We start from the raw sequence: 17,423 nt of genomic DNA, 5'->3' as shown, positions 1-17,423 counted from the left end.
GCCGGGCTGCCAGCGGCGCGGGCGTGGCGGCACCCCGGCGCCCGCGGACTCCGGCGCCGGGCCCCGCACCCCGGCGTGCCTGGCGCGGCCTGGCGCGGCCCGCGCGTCCCCGGCGCGCCCCCGCGCGTCCCGCGCGGGTGCCCGCGGTCGTCACCGGGCCGGCGGGTGCATCGCCAGCGGGGTTGTGGTCGGGAGGCGGGTGAGGGCGATCCGCGTGACGCGGCCCTCCCGGACGGTGATGTCGACGACGGCCAGGGCGTGACCGCCGGGGGCGATGACGTGGGCCGGTCTGCCGGCGACGAGCATGCGGACGGTGGCGTGGATGCGGTCGGTGAAGTACTTCGTCTCCTCCGCCACCTCGCGGGCGCCGGTGACGACGGCCGGTGCGCCGGGCGGGAGCAGCGCGGGGTCGGCGGTGCGTACGCAGTCGTCGGTCATCAGGGCGAGCATGCGGTCCATGTCCCCGCCAGCCGCGGCGGCGAGGAACGCGTCCACGACGGCCGCCTCGCTCTCCGTACCGCCCCTCCCGTCACCGTCCCCCTCCCCGTCCCCGGGCGCGGACGAGGGCGCAGGCCCGCCGCCGATGCGGCGGCGGGCCCGGCTGGCGTGCTGCTTCGCGGCGGCCTCGCTCGTGCCGAGGGTCTCCGCCACCTCCCGGAACGGCATGTCGAACAGGTCGTGGAGGACGTAGGCGACGCGCTGCGGAGGGGTCAGCCGGTCGAGGACCACCAGCAGCGCCCGGGAGACCTTCTCGCGCCGCAGGTACCGCTCGTCCGCCGCGGCCTCCGCGCCCGGGATCAGGTCCGCGAACAGCGGTTCCTCCCGGCGGCGGCGCCGCGCGCGCAGCTGGTCGAGGCAGACCCGGGTGAGCACGGTCGTCAGCCACGCCGCCGGGTTGCGGACGTCGTCGGGGGCGGTGGCCGTCGCCGCCTTCAGCCAGGTGGTCTGCACCGCGTCCTCGGCGTCGGGTACGGACCCGAGCAGCCGGAACGCCACCGCCGTCAGCTGCGGCCGGGCCGCTTCGAAATCCGCAACCGGCACCACGGGGTGTCACCTTTCCACGGTTCGGGACGTCGGGACGGGCGAGACGGAGACCACTGCCCGAGGAGGCGACCCGACCATGAGCGTACATACCGTCCCGTTCCGGACCGCGCGCCGGGAGACCACCGGGGGGTGGTCCGTATGACCGTGCTGTTCACCGCCGTGATCCTGTGTATCGCGGCGAACGCGTTCATCGCCGTGGCCGACTACGCCCGGGCGGGGTTCGTGCTGAAGAACTCCGCCGAGGTGCGCGCCCCCGCGGCCGCCCTGCCCTACCTCGCGACGCTGAAGCTGGCCGGTGCCGCCGGGCTGGTCGTCGGGCTGGCGGCGGTGCCGTGGCTCGGGGTCGCGGCCGGCGTCGGCCTGGTGCTGTTCTTCCTCGCCGCGGTGGCCGCCCACGTCCGGGCGCGCGTCTTCCACAACATCGCGTTCCCCGGCCTCTACCTGCTCCTGGCCGTGGCGTCCGCCGCGTACATGCTCGACGGCGCCGTCGGCTCCTGACGTCCGCGCATGCGGGAGCCCCCGGTGCCGGGGGGAGACACCGGGGGCGGCTTGGGGGGGGCGGCGGGGCTGCGCGGAGGCGGTGCGCGCCGGGGGGGTTACGCGGCGGCGTCGAAGCCCGTGTCGCGGGCGAGCTTCTTCAGCTCGACCAGCGCGTGCTTCTCGATCTGCCGGATCCGCTCGCGCGTCAGGCCGTGCTGCTTGCCGACCTCGGTCAGCGTGCGCTCGCGGCCGTCCTCGATGCCGTACCGCGCCTTGATGATCGACGCCGTACGCGGCTCCAGCCGGCCGATGAGGTCCTCCAGCTCCTCGCGGCGCATCATCACCAGCACGGAGTCCTCCGGGGAGTCGGCCCCGGTGTCCTCCAGCAGGTCGCCGAACTGGGTCTCGCCCTCGTCGTCCACCGACATGTTGAGGCTGACCGGGTCGCGGGCCCAGTCCAGGACGTCCGTCACGCGCTCCGGCGTCGAGCCGAGCTCGGCGGCGACCTCGGCGGGCTCCGGCTCGCGGCCGTGCTCGCGGTTGAACTCCCGCTGGACGCGCCGGATCCGGCCCAGCTCCTCGACGAGGTGGACGGGCAGCCGGATGGTGCGCGACTGGTCGGCGATGGAGCGGGTGATGGCCTGGCGGATCCACCACGTCGCGTACGTGGAGAACTTGAAGCCCTTCTTGTAGTCGAACTTCTCGACGGCGCGCACCAGGCCGGCGTTCCCCTCCTGGATCAGGTCGAGGAGGGGCAGCCCGCTGCGCGGGTAGCGACGGGCGACGGCGACGACCAGCCGCAGGTTCGAGCGGATGAAGAGGTCCTTGGCGCGCTCGCCCTGGGCCACGATCGCTTCGAGCTCCTCCCGGTTCGCGGACGCGCTCGGCGCGTCCACCGCCTCGGGCTTCGCCTCGCCGGCGAGCAGCTTCCCGGCGTAGACGCCGGCCTCGATGTCCAGGGAGAGCTCGACCTCCTTCGCGGCGTCGAGCAGCGGCGTCCGTGCGATCTCGTCGAGGTACATCCCGACGAGGTCGCGGTCGGCGATCTCGCCGCTCCGGACGCGAGCGCCGCGGGCGCTGCTTGCCGCGCCGGCCGGGGTCTCGGCCTGGCGGCGGGCGACGGCACGGGTTGCCATGCGTGCTCCCTTGCGAGTGAGTTCCTACAGGTGGTCCGACACCTACCGGGTGCCCGTTCCACCCTGTCCAACGACGGGAATCAGGACAGAATTCCCCTCGGGTACACCAATTTCCGTGATCTTGCAGTACCCTGCCCGCCCACACGTGTCCTCCGGTGCGCGTACGGGGCCGGAGAGACCCAGGTCAGGCCCCGCGGCCCGAGGGCCGCGCCGCCCCGCTCCGGGCCCGGCCGGCGCCGGTCGGCGCGGTGCCCGTCGCTTCCGGCATCGGGACCTCCCCCGGGGCGGGACCGTCCCGGCCCGCCCTCTCCTTGAAGAGGACGGCACCCGCGGCCTTCTGGTTGCTCCTGTCCCCCCGGCGGCCGAAAAGAGCCGGTCGGGCGGCCCGGCCTCGGCCCGGAGGCGTACTCCGCGGCGCCGCCCGGGCCGGTAGGACCTAGGTCCCGCGGCCGTTACGGACCGGGCGGCGGCGGACGTAGCGTCGCCGCCATGGATACGAGCCGTGAGGACGCACGTACGCAGACCGGCCCGGGCGCCGGCGGCGGCACCCGGGCCGCCCACGACCCGACCGGAGTGCTCGACGAGGCCCTGGAGCGGCTGCACGCCGCGGGCCCCGAGCGGCTGGGCTGGCTGACCAACCACGGGCCGATGGCCGTCGAGGCCCTGGTGCACGGCGACCGGGCCGCGACCGTGCACCGCTGGCTGGACCACTACCGCGACAAGCTGGAGGACATGCCGCCGGAGACCCGGCCCATCGACCCCGCCGCCTGGCACGACGCGCTCGGCGACCCGGCGCGGCTCGGCGACTGGCCGGCGTACTTCGCCCGCGAGCTGGAGGCCCGGCCGTGGCGCGAGGTGCTGGCCGAGTGGTGGCCGCGGCTGCTGCCGGGGCTGGCCGGGGCCGCCACGCACACGGTGATCCGCGCGGGTCACGCCGTACGCACCCTGGAGGCCACCGAGGCCGCCGGCGGCACCGCCGGCGGGCCGCGGCTGGCCGAGCTGGCGCACGCCCTCGGCTACTGGGCCGCCCGCTACGCCCGCCTGCCCAGCGCCCCCGTCCCGGCGGGCACCGCCACCCCGGACGCCGCGCTGGCCGCCGTGCCCGCGGTCCCGGCGCAGTCCGGCGGGATCCGCGAGCGGCTGGCGCAGCTGACGCCGGAGGCGACGCCGGGCTGGCCGGCGGCGGTGGGCGCGCTGGCGCCGGCGGGTACGCCGGAGGAGGCCCGCGCGGCGCTGGCCGGGCTGGTCCGGGCCGCGGTCCACCGCTACGCGGCGTACGGGCACGGCGAGCCGGTGATGCTGGTGCACGCGGCGACCGCCCCGAACGCCGTGCTCCGCGCCCTGCCCGCGCTCCCCCGCGAGCTGTGGCTGCCGAGCTACGCGGCCGCGTGGGCGGCGAGCGCCGCCGTCACCGCCGCGTACGGGCCGGCCGATCCGCTGCCGCCGGAGCGGGTCCCCGCGCCGCCGGCCGGGGACGCGGCGGCGGCCGCGGACGAGCTGCGGACCCGGGCGGCGGCGCACGGCGACGAGCACGCGATCAAGTTCGTCGACACCGCGCTGGACGTCGGCGACGACACGGCGCGCGCCGCCGCGCTCCAGTCCGTCGCGCTCATCGACCCGGCGTTCTGACCCGGGGCGCACCGGAAGGAAGGGGAAAGCGAGGGGAGAGAGGGGGAGGCCGGGCACCCAGCCGGGCGCGGGTATGGTTGATGGTTGAAGTCTCAATTTAAGGCGGCGACCACGATGCCCACCATGCCCGCGCTCTACCTCTCGCACGGCGCCCCGCCGCTCGCCGACGACCCGGTCTGGCCCGCCGAGCTGGCCGCCTGGGCCGCCGCGCTGCCCCGCCCGCGCGCGATCCTCGTCGTCTCCGCGCACTGGGAGGAGGCCCCGCTCGCCCTCGGCGCCACCACCACCGTCCCGCTCGTCTACGACTTCGGTGGCTTCCCCGAGCACTATTACCGCGTCCGCTACCCCGCCCCCGGCGCCCCCGGCCTCGCCGACTCGGTGCGCAAGCTGCTGCGCACCCCCGGCGACGGCGTGCAGGACTTCCCCGACCGCGGCCTCGACCACGGCGCGTACGTGCCGCTGGTGGAGATGTACCCGGACGCCGACATCCCCGTGTTGCAGGTCTCCATGCCCACCCTCGACCCGGCCCGCCTGCTCGACGTCGGCCGCAGGCTCGCGCCGCTGCGCGCAGAGGGCGTGCTGATCGTCGGCAGCGGCTTCTTCACCCACAACCTCGCCGCGCTGCGGCACGCCGGCGACTCCCCGCCGTCCTGGTCCGCGGAGTTCGACGCCTGGGGCCGCGAGGCGCTGGCGGCGCAGGACGTGGACGCGCTGCTGGACTTCACGCGCAAGGCGCCCGCCGGGCGGCTGGCCCACCCCCGTACCGAGCACTTCGCCCCGCTGTTCGTCACCCTGGGCGCCGCCGAGGACGACCTGGCCGGCCAGCGCAGCGTCATCGACGGCTTCTGGATGGGGCTCGCGAAGCGCTCCCTCCAGTTCGGCTGACCCGGGTTCCCGGAGCGAGCACGGCGAAGGCCCCTTCCCGTCCCCCGAGGAACGGAAAGGGGCCTTCGCGCAGCCCTGAACTCTCCTTTGAGTCAGTGCGTCCGCGCGGTCAGTGGACCATCACCGGAGCCTTGACGTCGTCCTCCGTGCCCTCGCCGGCACCGGCCGCGGCCTGCTGGCCGCCCTGGCCGCGGGTGGTGACCAGGCCCCACGCGAGGGCCGCCGAGACCACCAGGATGCCGACCGCCCACCAGATCGCGGTGGAGTAGCCGTGCACGGCCGCGGAGTTCTCGAAGCCCGTACGGCCCAGGGTGCGGGCCTCGGCGGCGTGCGAGGAGATCCAGTCGGTCGTGGCGCTGGCCGCGATCGTGTTCAGCAGCGCGGTGCCGATGGCGCCGCCGACCTGCTGCGAGGTGTTGACCATCGCCGAGGCGACGCCGGAGTCGCGCGGCTCGACGCCGAAGGTGGCCAGGGACATGGCCGGCATGAACGCCGTGCCCAGGCCCAGGCCGAGCAGGATCAGGCCGGGCAGGACGACCGCGGCGTACGAGCTGCCGGGCTCGATCTGCGAGAGCAGCAGCATGCCGAGCGCGCCGACGAGGAAGCCGGGCACGAGCAGCAGCCGCGGCTGCACGCGGGTCATCAGCCGGGCGCCGATCTGCGTCGAGCCGATGATCATGCCCACGATCATCGGAAGGAAGGCGAGACCGGTCTTGACCGGGGTGTAGCCCTTCACGACCTGGAGGTAGTAGGTGAGGAACAGGAAGACGCCGAACATCGCGATGACCGCGAGGCCGAGCGACAGGTAGACACCGCCGCGGTTGCGGTCCAGCAGGACGCGCAGCGGCAGCAGCGGGTTCCGCACCCGCGACTCCACCGCCACGAACGCGGCCAGCAGCAGCGCGGACGCGACGAACATGACCAGCGTCAGGGTGTCGGTCCAGCCGTCCGACTCGGCCCGGGTGAAGCCGTACACCAGCGCCACCAGGCCGCTGGTCGCCAGCAGCACGCCCGGGATGTCGAGCGTGGAGCGGTTCCGGCTGCCCTTCGGGTCGTGGATGAAGGCCAGGGCGCCGAGGACGGCGACCGCGGCGAACGGGATGTTCACGAAGAACGTCCAGCGCCAGTCCAGGTACTCGGTCAGCACGCCGCCGAGGATCAGCCCGACGCCGCCGCCGGCGCCGGCGATGGCGCCGTAGATGCCGAACGCCTTGGCGCGCTCCTTGCCGTCGGTGAAGAGGACGGCGAGCAGGGACAGCGCGGCGGGCGCGAGCAGCGCGCCGAAGACGCCCTGGAGGGCGCGGGCGCCGAACATCATGGCCTGGCCGGTCGCGGCCCCGCCGAGGGCGGAGGCGAAGGCGAAGCCGACGAGGCCGGTGATGAAGGTGCGCTTGCGGCCCCAGAGGTCGGCGATGCGGCCGCCGAAGAGGAGCAGGCCGCCGAAGGCGAGCGCGTAGGCCGTGATGACCCACTGGCGGTTGCCGTCGGAGATGCCGAGGTCCGCCTGCGCCGAGGGCAGCGCGATGTTCACGATGGTCGCGTCGAGGACGACCATCAGCTGGGCCACAGCGATGAACGCGAGGGCTTTCCAGCGCCTCGGATCAGGCTGCAGAGCCGTTTCTGGCATGGGGGTACCCACCATTCGAGTTCAGGGTTTGATCACTTGAGGGTTCGGTGCGGGTCGCCGCGCGGGGCGTGGCGGGTGGCAGGGGGGAAGAGCCGTGGAGGGAGTCCTGATGATCAGAACAGACTCAACGTGCGCGGATCACCTCATTTACGTGCCCTTCTGCCGCAGTGCCTCGAACGTGGCCGCGCTGCCGGACAGCGTTGACCTGGCAGGATTCATCAGCCCGTCGAGGAACAGGTCCAGATGACGGTGCATGTACGTGTCGAACCCCACACCGCACTCCAGGCCGGGCAGCGGCCTGGTGAGCTGGGCGAGCGCGACCATCAGGTCACCGACGCCGACGTCGGCGCGGAGCGTGCCGTCGGCGCGGGCCCGCGCCATCAGGTTCTCCAGCGCGGTGTCGAGCCGGTCGCGGGTGGCGATCACCTCGGGCGCGGTGTGGTCGAAGCCGTCGACGAGCAGCGGGCACAGCGACCCGATCCGTTCGTCGGCGCCCCGGTGCACGAAGCGCCGCAGCGCCTCGAAGGGTTCGTCCTCGTCGGTGAGCCCGGCCTCCGCCAGGTCCGCGACGCGGCGCATGGACTCCAGCGTCACCTGGAGGATCAGCTCGCGGCGGTCGGCGAAGTTCCGGTAGACCGTCGCGTTGCCGACGCCGGCGCGGCGGGCGATCTCGTCGAGCGGGACGTCCGGGCCCCACTCGACGAACGCCTCCCGGGCGGCGTCGATGATCCGTTCGCGGTTGCGGGAGGCATCGGCGCGCAGCCGCGGCCGGCGTGGCCGCTCTCGCTGCCCGGGGAGCGTGGCCCCCTTGCCCTTGCCCATCGTTGCCTCCCTGACGGCTTCCGGGGACTGACTCCCCGTTTCGTTCGGACACCTGCTAAACGGGGAGGGAGTCCCCGGTATTTCCCGGCCCGGCTGTGATCTGCGCCACCCGGGTGCCGGGCCGCGGCCCGGACGCGCTCGGGCCCACCGGCACCGATAACTTGGGCACGTACCGTCTTTCGCTCCAGACACGGAGGCTGACCGCCATGGCAACCACCCGCACCGCGAAGACCCACTGGGAGGGCAACCTGCTCGAGGGCAAGGGCACCGTCGCCCTTGAGTCCTCCCAGATCGGCACGTACGACGTGAGCTGGCCGGCCCGTTCCGCCGAGCCCGGCGGCAAGACCAGCCCCGAGGAGCTGATCGCGGCCGCCCACTCCGCGTGCTACTCGATGGCCTTCTCGCACGGCCTGGCGGGCAAGGGCCACACCGTCGAGGCCCTCGACACCAGCGCCGACGTCACCTTCCAGCCCGGCGAGGGCATCACCGGCATCGTGCTGACGGTGCGGGCGAAGGTGCCGGGGCTGTCCGAGGAGGACTTCCAGGCCGCCGCCGCGGACGCCAAGGCGAACTGCCCGGTGAGCAAGGCGCTGGCGGGCGTCGAGAACATCACGCTCAACGCCACGCTGGTGCCCTGAGCCGTACGCGCCGCCGCCGGTCTCCCGCTACGCGGGCGACCGGCGGTTCTGCGTGGGGGCCGGCCGCCCGGCCGGCGCCAACGCGCGCACCGACCGGGCGACCGCCCCCGGCGCCTCCAGCGGGAGTACGCGGCCGGCCCCGCCGACCTCCGTCACCCCGGCGCACCACGGCAGCGCCCCGGCCACGGCGCGCGCCCCGGCCCGGGCGGCGACCGGCTCCGCGCCGCCGACCAGCACCGCGCTCGGCACGTCGAGCCGCCCCGGCGCGGTGTCCCGCACGGCGTCGACGCCGCGGAGCGCCGCCGCCCAGGACCGCGCCCCGCCGCCCCGGCCGTCGTGGGCCATGCGCGCGCAGGCGCCGGCCGCCGCGCCCGGGGCGTACGGGCCGAGCACCCGGCGCCGGAACAGCCACCGCGTCAGCGGCGGCCACACCCCGAGCGGCAGCCGCGCCGGGCCGCCGTCGGGGCTGCACAGCACCGCGGCCGACGCGCGCCGCAGCAGCCGGGGACCGGCCGCCGCGAGGATCGCCAGCGCGCCCAGCCCGTGCCCCGCGAGCACCGCCCGCTCGCCGGGGCCGAGGCACGCCTCCAGGACCGTGCACAGGTCGTCGGCCGCCGTCGCCAGGCCGGGCGGGCCGGCGCCGGCGGCCCGCGGGGGCGTACGGGCGTGGCCGCGCTGGTCGTACGCGATGACCAGGTGGTCGGCGGCCAGGTCCGCCACCACGGCGTCCCAGACCCGCGCCGACAGCGCCCGGTCGTGGGCCAGCAGCACCGCGGGGGCGCCCTCGGCGCCGTGCATCTCGACGTGCAGCGGCGTGCCGTCGGCCGCGAGCGCGGTCAGCTCGCAGCCGCGGTCCCGGCCGTGCGGCCCGCCCGCTCCCCCGGTCATGTCGGGCCGCCCGGTCAGGTGGTGCCGGGGTCCGGGTCCGGCGAGGTGGAGTCGTCGGGGCAGGGGGACTCGCCGGAGCCGGTCGGGCTGGGCGCGGGGGACTCGCTCGGGTCGGCGGAGCAGGTGTCGCTCGGGTCCGGGTCGGGGGAGCCGGTGCCGCCGGGGTCGCCCGTCCCGCCGGTGTCGCCCGTGCCGCCGGCGTCGCCGCCCGGATCGCCGGTGTCGCCCGGGTCGCCGGGGTCCCCCGGGTCGCCGGTGTCGCCGGGGTCGCTCGGGCTGGGGCCGGGGGTCGGGTCGCCGCCGCCGGAGTCGCCGCCCGTACCGCCGGAGTCGCCCGTACCGCCGTCCGCGCCGCCGGAGCCGCCCGTGTCACCCGAGCCGCCCGAGTCCGCGTCCCCCGGGTCGTCGCCCGGCGGGCTCGGCTGCGGGCCCACCTCGATGCCGCCGCCCGGCTCACCGGGCGCCTTGCGGCTGCCCTTCGGCGGCACCGAACCGGCGTTCCCGGCACCGGAGCTGGCCGGCAGCGCGCCCGTGCCGTCCGGCACGGCGTGCACGCCGGAGCGGTAGAACCCGAGCCAGGCCAGGACCGTGTTCAGGTAGTCCCGGGAGTAGTTGTAGCTGAGGATCGCCCGTTCCAGGTCGGCCTGCGTCCGCAGGTCGCGCGCCCCCGCGCACAGGTAGCGGCCGGCCGCCAGGGTCGCGTCGTAGACGTTGTTCGGGTCGGCCCGGCCGTCGCCGTTGCCGTCCGCCGCCCACCCCGCCCACGTCGACGGGATGAACTGCATGGGCCCCACGGCCCGGTCGTAGCCGGTGTCGCCGTCGTAGCGGCCGCCGTCGGTGTCGGAGATGTGCGCGAAGCCGTCGCCGTTGAGCACCGGGCCGAGGATCGGCGTGCGCGTGGTGCCGCGCGCGTCCACCGCGCCGCCCCGCGCGTGGCCCGACTCCACCTTGCCGATGGCGGCCAGCAGTTCCCACTCCAGGCCGCACCCCGGGTCGCTGCCCGCGAGCCGCCGCTCCGCGTTCCGGTACGCGGCCAGCACGGTCGCCGGCACCCCCGCCTGCTCCTCGACCACGGCGGGCGGCGTCGGCCGGGCGCCGGTGACCGGGCCGGTGACCGGGTCCATGCCCGAGAGCGGCGGGATCTCGGTGTGGTACTGGCCGTCGCCCGGCGTGCCCGGCGGCAGCACCGGCACGGAGTCGATGCCGTCCTCCCCGGCCCCGCCGTCCGCCGCGCGGCCGGGCTCGCCGCCCGGCGCCTGCGACGCCGTGAGCGCGACCATCGCCGTCGCCGCGAGCGCCGCCGTCGCCACGCCGTGCCGCAGTCTGCTGAGTGAAGCCATGGACCTGCCTCCCGGCGGAAGTCGAGGGGTGCGGTGGTTGCCGGTGGTGCCGTGCCGTCAGCCGAAGGTGTCGATGTTCGAGATCCGCCACCTGTCGCCGTCCTTCACCGCGTCCACGGCGACCATCGCGGCGCCGTACGACGTCTCGTCGGTGTCGGTACGGGTGTTGCGCTGGTCGGCGAAGACCAGCACGCGGGCCGCGTCGTCGTCGGCCAGCTCCACCGCCGAGTCGGTCACGGTGGTGGTGAGGACGAGCTTCTGCTCCGGCGCGTCCGCGCGGACGTCCCCGAGCATCCGCCGGTGCTGCTCGACGGCGTCGCCCGTGAGGTACGTACGCGCCGCCTTCTCGTTCTCCGCGAGGTCGGTGTAGTCGACGGAGAACACCGCCTCCACCGCCTCCCCCACACCGCCCTTGACCTCGCTGGTCAGCGCCGCGTCCACGAGCGCGGCGTTCTCCGCCGCCGGGTCGTCGCCGCCGCTCGCCCGCACGGCCGCGAAGGCGGCGAAGCAGCCGAGCAGCACGGCGGCGGCAAGCAGCGCGGCGACCAGCCGCCCGCCGCGCCGCGCCGGCGGCACGGCGGAGCCGGGGCCTGCGGAGCCGGACCCGGAGCCGCGGGCCCGTACGCTGCCCGCGCGCTGCGGCCGGCCGGACGGGGCCGGGGTCTTCTTCCCCGGGTTCTTCGCGGTCTCCTCCGCGGGCCGGGCCGCCGGCCGCTGCCGGGCCCTGGCCCGTACGGCGGACGGGGCCGGCCGGCGGGCCGGGGCCGGGGACTCCTCGGCGGGCGGCGCGGTGCGGCGGCGCCGGTTGATCAGGTGGCGGGTGGTCGACATCTGTGCGGTCCTCTCCGGAAGTTCACTGTCCGGCTGCGCCGGCCTCGCCCGAGCCCTCGCCCGCGTCCCCGCCCGCGGAGTCGCCCGCCGGGGCCTGCCCGAGGGCGCTGAGCTTCCAGCCGTCGCCGGTCCTGGTGACCTCGCCGAGCATCCGGCTGTCCTTGGCCTGCGGCTTCTCCCCGGGCGCGGCGACCGTGATCCGCACCGCGACCAGCACGTCGGCACGCCCCGCCCGCTCGTCCAGCCCGGTCAGCGCCGCCGACAGCACCTCGGCCGTGGTCACCGTCTCCGCCTTGCGCACCTCCTTCTCGAACCCCTCGCGCCCCTGCCGCAGCTGCGCGAGGAGCTCGCCGGTGGCGGACGCCTCCCAGCGGTCCAGGCCCTCGTCCAGCTCGCGGTGGTCGAGGGTGTTGAGGTTCGTCACCGCCTGCCGGGCGGCGGCCAGCGCGTCGTCCCGGGCGGCGGCGAAGTCCGCGGCGTCGTCGTGCGCGGCCGCGTACCAGGAGGTCCCGGCCCACGCCGCGAGCACCGCCGCCAGCGCGGCGGCCACCAGGGCCAGCGCCAGCAGGGGGTTCTTCCTCAGGCTCACGTCGGTCCGCCCTTTCGCTAGCGGGACTTCAGATCGGTGATGCGCCAGCGCCCGTCCTGCCGCTCCGCGGTCACGGACAGCTGCGCGCCGACGCTCGTCGGGTCCTCGCCCTTGCGCTCGGTGACCTGGTCGAGCAGGACGAGCAGCGAGGCGTCGTCGCCGTCGAGCCGGATCACCCCGGCGCGTACGACGTGGGTCGTCAGCGTCAGCTCCTGGGAGACGACGCGCTGCTGGATCCGGCCGAAGAGCTGCCGGTACTGCTCGCGGGCCCGGCCGGCGAGGAGTTCGTCGGCGTCCCGGGCGGTGACGCCGGGGTCCTCGGGGGCGTACGAGAACACCTTGCTGAGCGCGTTGCTGACGTCGCCGGCGACGGCGGCGGTGCCGGCGGCGTCGGTGAGCGCCCGGTTGGCCAGCGCGTCGTCGCCGTTGAGGCGGGCGGCCTGGACGAGGAGACCGGCACCGGCGAGGACGAGCAGGACGAGGACCGCGACGCCACCGACCCGCCACCGACCCCGGGCCCCGGCGACGGGGTCGGCGCGGCCCGCCCCGGCGGCCTCCGCGGGGTCCGCGGGCGCGGTGGGGTTCCCAGGCTTGGCGGGTTGAGCCGGCCGCGTGCGTTTGCCTGGGGCTGCGGATTTCGCCGACCCGGCCGGCGGCCCGGCCGACTCCTTCGGCGCGGCTGACTCCGCGGGCGCCTTCGGGGCCGCCGAGTCCCCGGGCGTGTCCAGACCCTCCGGCTCGGCAGGCCCCTCGGGCTCCCCCGGTCCCGTCGTCTCCGCCAAGTCCCCGGGCCCCTCCGGCCCCTCCGGCTCCACGAGCCCCCTCGGTCCCGCCGACTCCCCCAAGTCCCTAGGCCCGTCCGGGCCCTCCGACTCCACGGGCCCCCTTGATCCCGCCGGTTCCGCCGAGGCCCCAAGGCCCTCCGGCCCCTCCGGCCCCACGGACCCCCTCAGTCCTGCCGACTCCGCCAAGTCCCCAGGCCCCTCCGGCCCTTCCGACTCCACCGGCTCCGCCGACTCCCGCTCCCGCCCGCGTTCGCGCCCGCCCGCGGGAACCGCGACCCCCGTTCTGCTCTCCCGGCTCATGTCCGGCTCCCCTCCACGGTGATCGCGGTGAGGGACGCGATCTTCCAGCCGTCCCCCGTCCGCTTCAGTCCCGCCTCGAACCGCTTGCGGTCCGTCGCCGCCCCGTCCGCCCCGCCGCGCCGCTCCACCCGCAGCGTGGCCAGCGCCTTCGCCGTCCCTCCGCGGGTGTCCAGCTCCGTGACGGCGGCCTCGGTGACCGTCGCGCGGGCCGTGATCCCGGAGCGCTTGACGGCGTCCGCGCTCGCGGCCCGCGACCGGCGCAGGTCCTCGTGGAGCGGCCCGGTGGTGGCGTCCAGCCAGCGCGTCAGGCCGGCGTCCGGGTCGGCGGCGTCGATGCTGTTGAGCGTCCCGATGTGCGTCTGCGCGGCGGAGAGCACGCGGTCGCGCTCGCGGCCGAAGTCCAGGTCGTCGTTGGTCGCGGCGGCGGCGTAGCGCCAGGCGGCGAAGCCCGCGAACGCGAGGACCAGCGCGACGACGACGGCGACGGCGAGCGTCCGCCCCCGCGGCGCCTGCGGGGCGTCCGGAACGTACGACGCTGGCGTGCTCATCGCGCCTCCTCTAGGCCGAGCAGCCCGGCCATGTCGCGGGGCCCGTCGCCGACCGACGGGAGCCCGAGCGCGCCGGGCAGGGCGCCGGTCGCGGCGCGGGTGCCGGGCCGGTCGTCGGCGAGCCCGGAACCGGGCCGGGCCGGCGTCGGCACCTCGCCGCCGCCCGGGGAGTGCGCGGAGCCGCGGACGTTGACGCCGCTGGACGCCGGGGCGGTGCAGCGGGCGGCGGTGTTGAAGCTCGCGGGGCTGGTCTTCAGCCCGTTCCGGTATGTCGTGGAGCCGTACCCCTGGGTGCAGGGCAGCGGGTTGAAGAAGCTCAGGGCCAGGCCGAAGCGCGCGCCGTCGGGGGTGATGGCGGTGGAGCCGGCGGCGGTCACCTGGGGCAGCTGGACGAGGAGCTGTTCCAGGCCGTCCTGCCGGGTGACCGCGATGTCCGAGGTGGTCAGCAGGTTCGCCAGCAGCACGCTCAGGCTCGGGTCGAGGTCCCGCAGCAGCCCGGTGACCTGGCTCGCCGCGCCCGGCCCGGCCTCGATGACGCGGCGCAGGTCGCCGTCGGAGCGCTCCAGTTGGTGAGCCAGTTCCTCGGCGCCGTCCGCGAACGCCTTCAGCGCCTCGCCGGACTCGTTCTGGGTGCGCAGCACGGTCTCGCCGTCGATCATGAGCCGGGTGCTGTACGGGAGCGCGTCGTCGGCGGCGCGGACGAACTCGCTGCCGGTGTCGAGGAGCCGCCGCAGGTTCTCGCCCTGGCCGGCGAAGGCGTCGCCGAGCTCGTCGACGACGGTGCGCAGCTCGCGGGTGTCGACGGAGGTGGCGAAGGAGTCGACGCTGGTGAGGAGGTTGGTGACGGGCGCGGGCGTCGAGGTGTGCTGGCGGCCGACGACGTCGCCGTCCGTCAGGTACGGGCCGGAGTCGGCGGTGGGTTTGAGGTCGAGGTACTGCTCGCCGACGGCGGAGTAGTTGGCGACGTCGGCGGACAGGTCGGCGGGGATCGGCGGGGCCGAGTCGCGGATCCGCAGCTCGGCCTCGACGCCCGTGTCGGTCAGCTCGATGGGCCCGACGCGGCCGACGGACACCCCGCGGTAGGTGACCGCCGCGTGGGTGAACAGCCCGCCGGTCTCGGCGAGTTCGACGCGCACCGTGTAGTAGTCGCGCATGCCGACGTAGCGTCCGAGGTCGGCGTAGCGCACGCCGACGTACCCGATGACCAGCACCGCGACGACGGCGAACACGATGTTCTTGACGATGACGGACCTGGTGATCACCGGCTCTCACCCCCGGCCGACGGGCTGCCGGACGCCGGCGACTCCGGCTCCGTGGCGGAGGGGCTGCCGTCCGGCGACGACGACGGCGTGCCGTCCCCGTCCCCGCTGTCCCCGCTGTCCCCGCCGTCTCCGCCGCCGTCCGCCGCGTCGTCCCCGCCCGGGGACGCCGGCCCCGTGCCGTCCGGCGCCGGGTCGCCCGGGGTCGGGGACGACGACGGCCCGCCCTCGGGCGACGTGGGCGCCACCGACGGCAGCGGCAGCGACAGGGCGGTGCCCGGCGGCGTGGTGCCGGGGCCGGCCGCGCCGCCGGGGCCGCCGGAGTGGGGCAGCGGGTCCTCGGTGATCGGCGGGATGATCTCCGTGCCACGGGGCGCGGTCACCGCGAGGTAGATGTTGAGGTAGTCGCCCTTGACCCCGTTGAGCACCTCGTCGGTGAAGGGGTACGTGAACAGCACCTCCAGCGACTCGGGCAGCGCCTGCCCGGCGTCGGCGAGGTTCTTCAGCACCGGGCCGAGCGCCCGCAGATCGGCGATCATGTCCTCCCTGCTCGCGTCGATGGTGTCGACCGCGACGTCGGAGAGCCGGTCGAGGGAGCGCAGCATGGTGAGCAGCGCGCCGCGCTGCTCCTCCAGCACCTTCATGCCGGGGCTGAGGTCTTCGAGCACGGTGCCGATCTCGGTCTTGCGGGTGGCGAGGGTGGCGGACAGCCGGTTGACGCTGTCGAGCGCGTCGGTGATGCCGTCCTTGTTGTCGTCGAGGCTGGTCATCAGGGTGTCGACGCGGGTGAGCACGGAGCGGACCTCGGTCTCGTTGCCGTCCAGCGCCTTGTTCAGCTCCCGGCTGATGGTGCGCAGCTGCTCGATGCCGCCGCCGTTGAGGAGCATGGACAGGGCGCCGAAGACCTCCTCGACCTCCGGGTTGCGGTTGGTGCGCGCCAGCGGGATGTCGGGCTTCGCCGCCTCGTCGGGGTCGGGGAGGATCGCCGTGGTCACGTCCCCGGGGGCGCTGCCGAGGTCGCCCGCCTGCTGCGCGTCGACCCGCTCCTTCTCCGGCGGGGCGAGCAGCTGGACGTACTTCTCGCCCAGCAGGCTCGACTGCTCGATGCGGGCGTACGCGCCGGCCGGCAGCCGCACGTCGCCGTTGACCTTCATGGTGACCATCGCGGTCCACCCGTCGTCGGCGACCTCGATGTCGGTGACCCGGCCGACGGCCACGTCGTTGACCCGTACCGCGGACTGCGGCACGAGGCTCAGCACGTCCTCGAACTCGGCGGTGACCTCGTACGGGTGGTCGCCGAGGTCGGCGCCGCCGGGCAGCGGCAGGTCCTGGATGCCGGTGAACTCGACGTCGGCGCGCTGGTAGACCTCCATCAGCACGAACGGCGAGGCGAGGACGAGCGCGGTGGCGGCGAGCCCCACGACCGGCTTGACGTGCCACCTCATCGGGCACCTCCCTGCTCCGGCGTGCCGTAGACGTCGCCGACGGCCGGCAGCGGCAGACCGGGCAGCTCGGCGCGCCGCTCCGCGGGCGCCGGCACCAGTCCCTCGGTGCCGCTGCCGGCGTTCGCGGCCTCGGTGTCCGGGGTGCCGCCCATGCTCAGCTCGTTGAGGTTGCCGCGGCCGTCGATGGTGCGCTTGCCGGGGTTGTAGGCGTTCAGCAGGTTGTCCGTCGCGAGGGGCGCGGCGTCGAGGGCCTCGGCGAGGGAGGCCCGGTTGTCCACGAGGATGCGGGTCAGCGACGCCAGCTTGCCGACGTTGTCCTTGATGCGGCCGCGGTTGTCCTCGATGAACGACTCCACCTCGCCGAGCGCGTCGCCCAGTTCCCTGAGCGCGGCGGCCAGCTCGTCCTTGTCCTCGGCGAGGAAGGTGCCGACGTCGGCGAGCTGCCGTTCGGCGTCGCGCACCTGCTTGTCGTTCCTCTTCAGCATGGTGGTGAAGGACTGGAGGTTCTTGATGGTGCCGAAGAGTTCGTCGCTGCGGCCGGAGAGCGTCTGGGTGGCGTCGCCGAACTGGTCGATGCTGTCGCCGATCGCCTTGCCGTTGCCCTCCAGGTTGCGGGCGCCGGTCTCCAGCAGCTCGCTCAGCTCCCCCTCGGCGTTGGCGCCCTCGGGGCCGAGGGCGTCGCTGAGGTCGGTGAGGGAGGCGTACAGCTCGTCGATCTCCACCGGGGTGGCGGTCCGTTCGACGGGGATCTCGTCGCCGTCGGCCAGCTCGGGCCCGCCGGTGTAGGCGGGGCTGAGCTGGACGTAGCGGCCGGAGACCACGCTCGGCGCGATGACCGCCGCCTGGACGTCCGCGGGCGCGGGCACGCCGTCGTCGAGGGTCAGCTCGACGCGCACCCGCTCGCCCTCGGGTTCGACGGAGTCCACGCTGCCGACCGTGACGCCGAGGATCTTGAGCTCCGAGCCCTCGTAGAGGCCGACGCCGGAGTCGAAGTACGCGGTGACCGACGTGCCGTCGGGCCCGGTGAGCGCCCGTACGCCCCAGGTGCCCGCGGCCGCCAGCACGGCCGCGGCCAGCAGCAGCGCGACGGGCCTGCGCCCGCGCAGCCGGCCGGCGGCGGCGCGGACGTGCCGGGCCGCTCCCCTTCCGGGCGGTGTTCTGGCCGTCTTGGCCATCC

17 protein-coding genes are annotated in these 17,423 nt (G+C 75.5%); 4 read left to right on the top strand and 13 right to left on the bottom strand.

Annotated elements, in window-relative coordinates; all coding sequences use genetic code 11:
* Positions 1-150: 150 nt before the first annotated feature.
* Complete coding sequence (locus tag ACHZ99_RS26315; protein WP_420307232.1) at positions 151-1,041, bottom strand: sigma-70 family RNA polymerase sigma factor; 891 nt, start codon at positions 1,039-1,041, stop codon at positions 151-153.
* 141 nt (positions 1,042-1,182) lie between these two features.
* Here ACHZ99_RS26315 and ACHZ99_RS26310 point away from each other — a divergent pair, with 141 nt between their 5' ends.
* Positions 1,183-1,542, top strand: coding sequence for a DoxX family protein (locus tag ACHZ99_RS26310; RefSeq protein ID WP_420307231.1), 360 nt, complete (start codon positions 1,183-1,185; stop codon positions 1,540-1,542).
* A 98-nt stretch (positions 1,543-1,640) separates the two neighbouring features.
* Here the strand turns inward: ACHZ99_RS26310 and ACHZ99_RS26305 are convergent, their stop codons facing one another.
* Positions 1,641-2,660, bottom strand: a complete 1,020-nt coding sequence (locus ACHZ99_RS26305; protein ID WP_420307230.1) for a sigma-70 family RNA polymerase sigma factor — start codon at positions 2,658-2,660, stop codon at positions 1,641-1,643.
* A gap of 489 nt (positions 2,661-3,149) precedes the next feature.
* Here ACHZ99_RS26305 and ACHZ99_RS26300 point away from each other — a divergent pair, with 489 nt between their 5' ends.
* Positions 3,150-4,289 carry a questin oxidase family protein gene (locus ACHZ99_RS26300; RefSeq protein WP_420307229.1) on the top strand — a complete coding sequence of 380 codons (1,140 nt, stop codon included), beginning with the start codon at positions 3,150-3,152 and terminating at the stop codon, positions 4,287-4,289.
* Between the two features lie 114 nt (positions 4,290-4,403).
* The gene (locus ACHZ99_RS26295) at positions 4,404-5,174 is read left to right on the top strand and encodes a dioxygenase (RefSeq protein WP_420307314.1); all 771 of its coding nucleotides are present in this window, start codon (positions 4,404-4,406) and stop codon (positions 5,172-5,174) included.
* Between the two features lie 109 nt (positions 5,175-5,283).
* Here ACHZ99_RS26295 and ACHZ99_RS26290 read toward each other — a convergent pair whose 3' ends face one another.
* A complete protein-coding gene (locus ACHZ99_RS26290; protein WP_420307228.1) occupies positions 5,284-6,801 on the bottom strand; it encodes an MFS transporter in 1,518 nt (505 codons plus the stop codon).
* 147 nt (positions 6,802-6,948) lie between these two features.
* Complete coding sequence (locus ACHZ99_RS26285) at positions 6,949-7,623, bottom strand: TetR/AcrR family transcriptional regulator (RefSeq protein WP_420307227.1); 675 nt, start codon at positions 7,621-7,623, stop codon at positions 6,949-6,951.
* 206 nt (positions 7,624-7,829) lie between these two features.
* Here ACHZ99_RS26285 and ACHZ99_RS26280 point away from each other — a divergent pair, with 206 nt between their 5' ends.
* The gene (locus ACHZ99_RS26280; protein ID WP_420307226.1) at positions 7,830-8,261 is read left to right on the top strand and encodes an OsmC family peroxiredoxin; all 432 of its coding nucleotides are present in this window, start codon (positions 7,830-7,832) and stop codon (positions 8,259-8,261) included.
* A 27-nt stretch (positions 8,262-8,288) separates the two neighbouring features.
* Here the strand turns inward: ACHZ99_RS26280 and ACHZ99_RS26275 are convergent, their stop codons facing one another.
* From ACHZ99_RS26275 to ACHZ99_RS26235, 9 genes are all read right to left on the bottom strand, one after another.
* Positions 8,289-9,149 carry an alpha/beta fold hydrolase gene (locus tag ACHZ99_RS26275; protein ID WP_420307225.1) on the bottom strand — a complete coding sequence of 287 codons (861 nt, stop codon included), beginning with the start codon at positions 9,147-9,149 and terminating at the stop codon, positions 8,289-8,291.
* A gap of 14 nt (positions 9,150-9,163) precedes the next feature.
* Entirely contained in the window at positions 9,164-10,489 is a 1,326-nt protein-coding gene (locus ACHZ99_RS26270; RefSeq protein WP_420307224.1) for a lytic transglycosylase domain-containing protein, read from the bottom strand.
* A gap of 57 nt (positions 10,490-10,546) precedes the next feature.
* Complete coding sequence (locus ACHZ99_RS26265) at positions 10,547-11,320, bottom strand: hypothetical protein (RefSeq protein WP_420307223.1); 774 nt, start codon at positions 11,318-11,320, stop codon at positions 10,547-10,549.
* A gap of 22 nt (positions 11,321-11,342) precedes the next feature.
* A complete protein-coding gene (locus tag ACHZ99_RS26260) occupies positions 11,343-11,909 on the bottom strand; it encodes a hypothetical protein (RefSeq protein WP_420307222.1) in 567 nt (188 codons plus the stop codon).
* Positions 11,910-11,926: 17 nt separating this feature from the next.
* On the bottom strand, positions 11,927-12,691 hold the full coding sequence (locus tag ACHZ99_RS26255) for a hypothetical protein (protein WP_420307221.1): 765 nt from the start codon (positions 12,689-12,691) through the stop codon (positions 11,927-11,929).
* A 299-nt stretch (positions 12,692-12,990) separates the two neighbouring features.
* On the bottom strand, positions 12,991-13,542 hold the full coding sequence (locus ACHZ99_RS26250) for a hypothetical protein (RefSeq protein ID WP_420307220.1): 552 nt from the start codon (positions 13,540-13,542) through the stop codon (positions 12,991-12,993).
* Positions 13,539-14,804: an MCE family protein gene (locus ACHZ99_RS26245; protein ID WP_420307219.1), complete on the bottom strand. Its 1,266-nt coding sequence runs from the start codon at positions 14,802-14,804 to the stop codon at positions 13,539-13,541. Before ACHZ99_RS26245 ends, ACHZ99_RS26250 begins: the two co-directional genes overlap by 4 nt.
* Entirely contained in the window at positions 14,801-16,246 is a 1,446-nt protein-coding gene (locus ACHZ99_RS26240; protein WP_420307218.1) for an MlaD family protein, read from the bottom strand. Before ACHZ99_RS26240 ends, ACHZ99_RS26245 begins: the two co-directional genes overlap by 4 nt.
* Complete coding sequence (locus tag ACHZ99_RS26235; RefSeq protein WP_420307217.1) at positions 16,243-17,421, bottom strand: MCE family protein; 1,179 nt, start codon at positions 17,419-17,421, stop codon at positions 16,243-16,245. Before ACHZ99_RS26235 ends, ACHZ99_RS26240 begins: the two co-directional genes overlap by 4 nt.
* Positions 17,422-17,423: the final 2 nt, after the last annotated feature.

The sequence above is a fragment of the Streptomyces sp. MAR4 CNX-425 genome, from assembly GCF_048656465.1.
Classification (GTDB): Bacteria; Actinomycetota; Actinomycetes; order Streptomycetales; family Streptomycetaceae; genus Streptomyces.
This window is presented reverse-complemented; position numbering and strand designations above follow the sequence as displayed.

Coding starts and splice junctions, on each gene's coding strand:
- ACHZ99_RS26285 (WP_420307227.1), bottom strand. CDS start 7,623: ATGGGCAAGGGCAAGGGGGCCACGCTCCCCGGGCAGCGAGAGCGGCCA.
- ACHZ99_RS26275 (WP_420307225.1), bottom strand. CDS start 9,149: ATGACCGGGGGAGCGGGCGGGCCGCACGGCCGGGACCGCGGCTGCGAG.
- ACHZ99_RS26265 (WP_420307223.1), bottom strand. CDS start 11,320: ATGTCGACCACCCGCCACCTGATCAACCGGCGCCGCCGCACCGCGCCG.
- ACHZ99_RS26300 (WP_420307229.1), top strand. CDS start 3,150: ATGGATACGAGCCGTGAGGACGCACGTACGCAGACCGGCCCGGGCGCC.
- ACHZ99_RS26310 (WP_420307231.1), top strand. CDS start 1,183: ATGACCGTGCTGTTCACCGCCGTGATCCTGTGTATCGCGGCGAACGCG.
- ACHZ99_RS26280 (WP_420307226.1), top strand. CDS start 7,830: ATGGCAACCACCCGCACCGCGAAGACCCACTGGGAGGGCAACCTGCTC.
- ACHZ99_RS26240 (WP_420307218.1), bottom strand. CDS start 16,246: ATGAGGTGGCACGTCAAGCCGGTCGTGGGGCTCGCCGCCACCGCGCTC.
- ACHZ99_RS26290 (WP_420307228.1), bottom strand. CDS start 6,801: ATGCCAGAAACGGCTCTGCAGCCTGATCCGAGGCGCTGGAAAGCCCTC.
- ACHZ99_RS26250 (WP_420307220.1), bottom strand. CDS start 13,542: ATGAGCACGCCAGCGTCGTACGTTCCGGACGCCCCGCAGGCGCCGCGG.
- ACHZ99_RS26305 (WP_420307230.1), bottom strand. CDS start 2,660: ATGGCAACCCGTGCCGTCGCCCGCCGCCAGGCCGAGACCCCGGCCGGC.
- ACHZ99_RS26295 (WP_420307314.1), top strand. CDS start 4,404: ATGCCCACCATGCCCGCGCTCTACCTCTCGCACGGCGCCCCGCCGCTC.
- ACHZ99_RS26270 (WP_420307224.1), bottom strand. CDS start 10,489: ATGGCTTCACTCAGCAGACTGCGGCACGGCGTGGCGACGGCGGCGCTC.
- ACHZ99_RS26235 (WP_420307217.1), bottom strand. CDS start 17,421: ATGGCCAAGACGGCCAGAACACCGCCCGGAAGGGGAGCGGCCCGGCAC.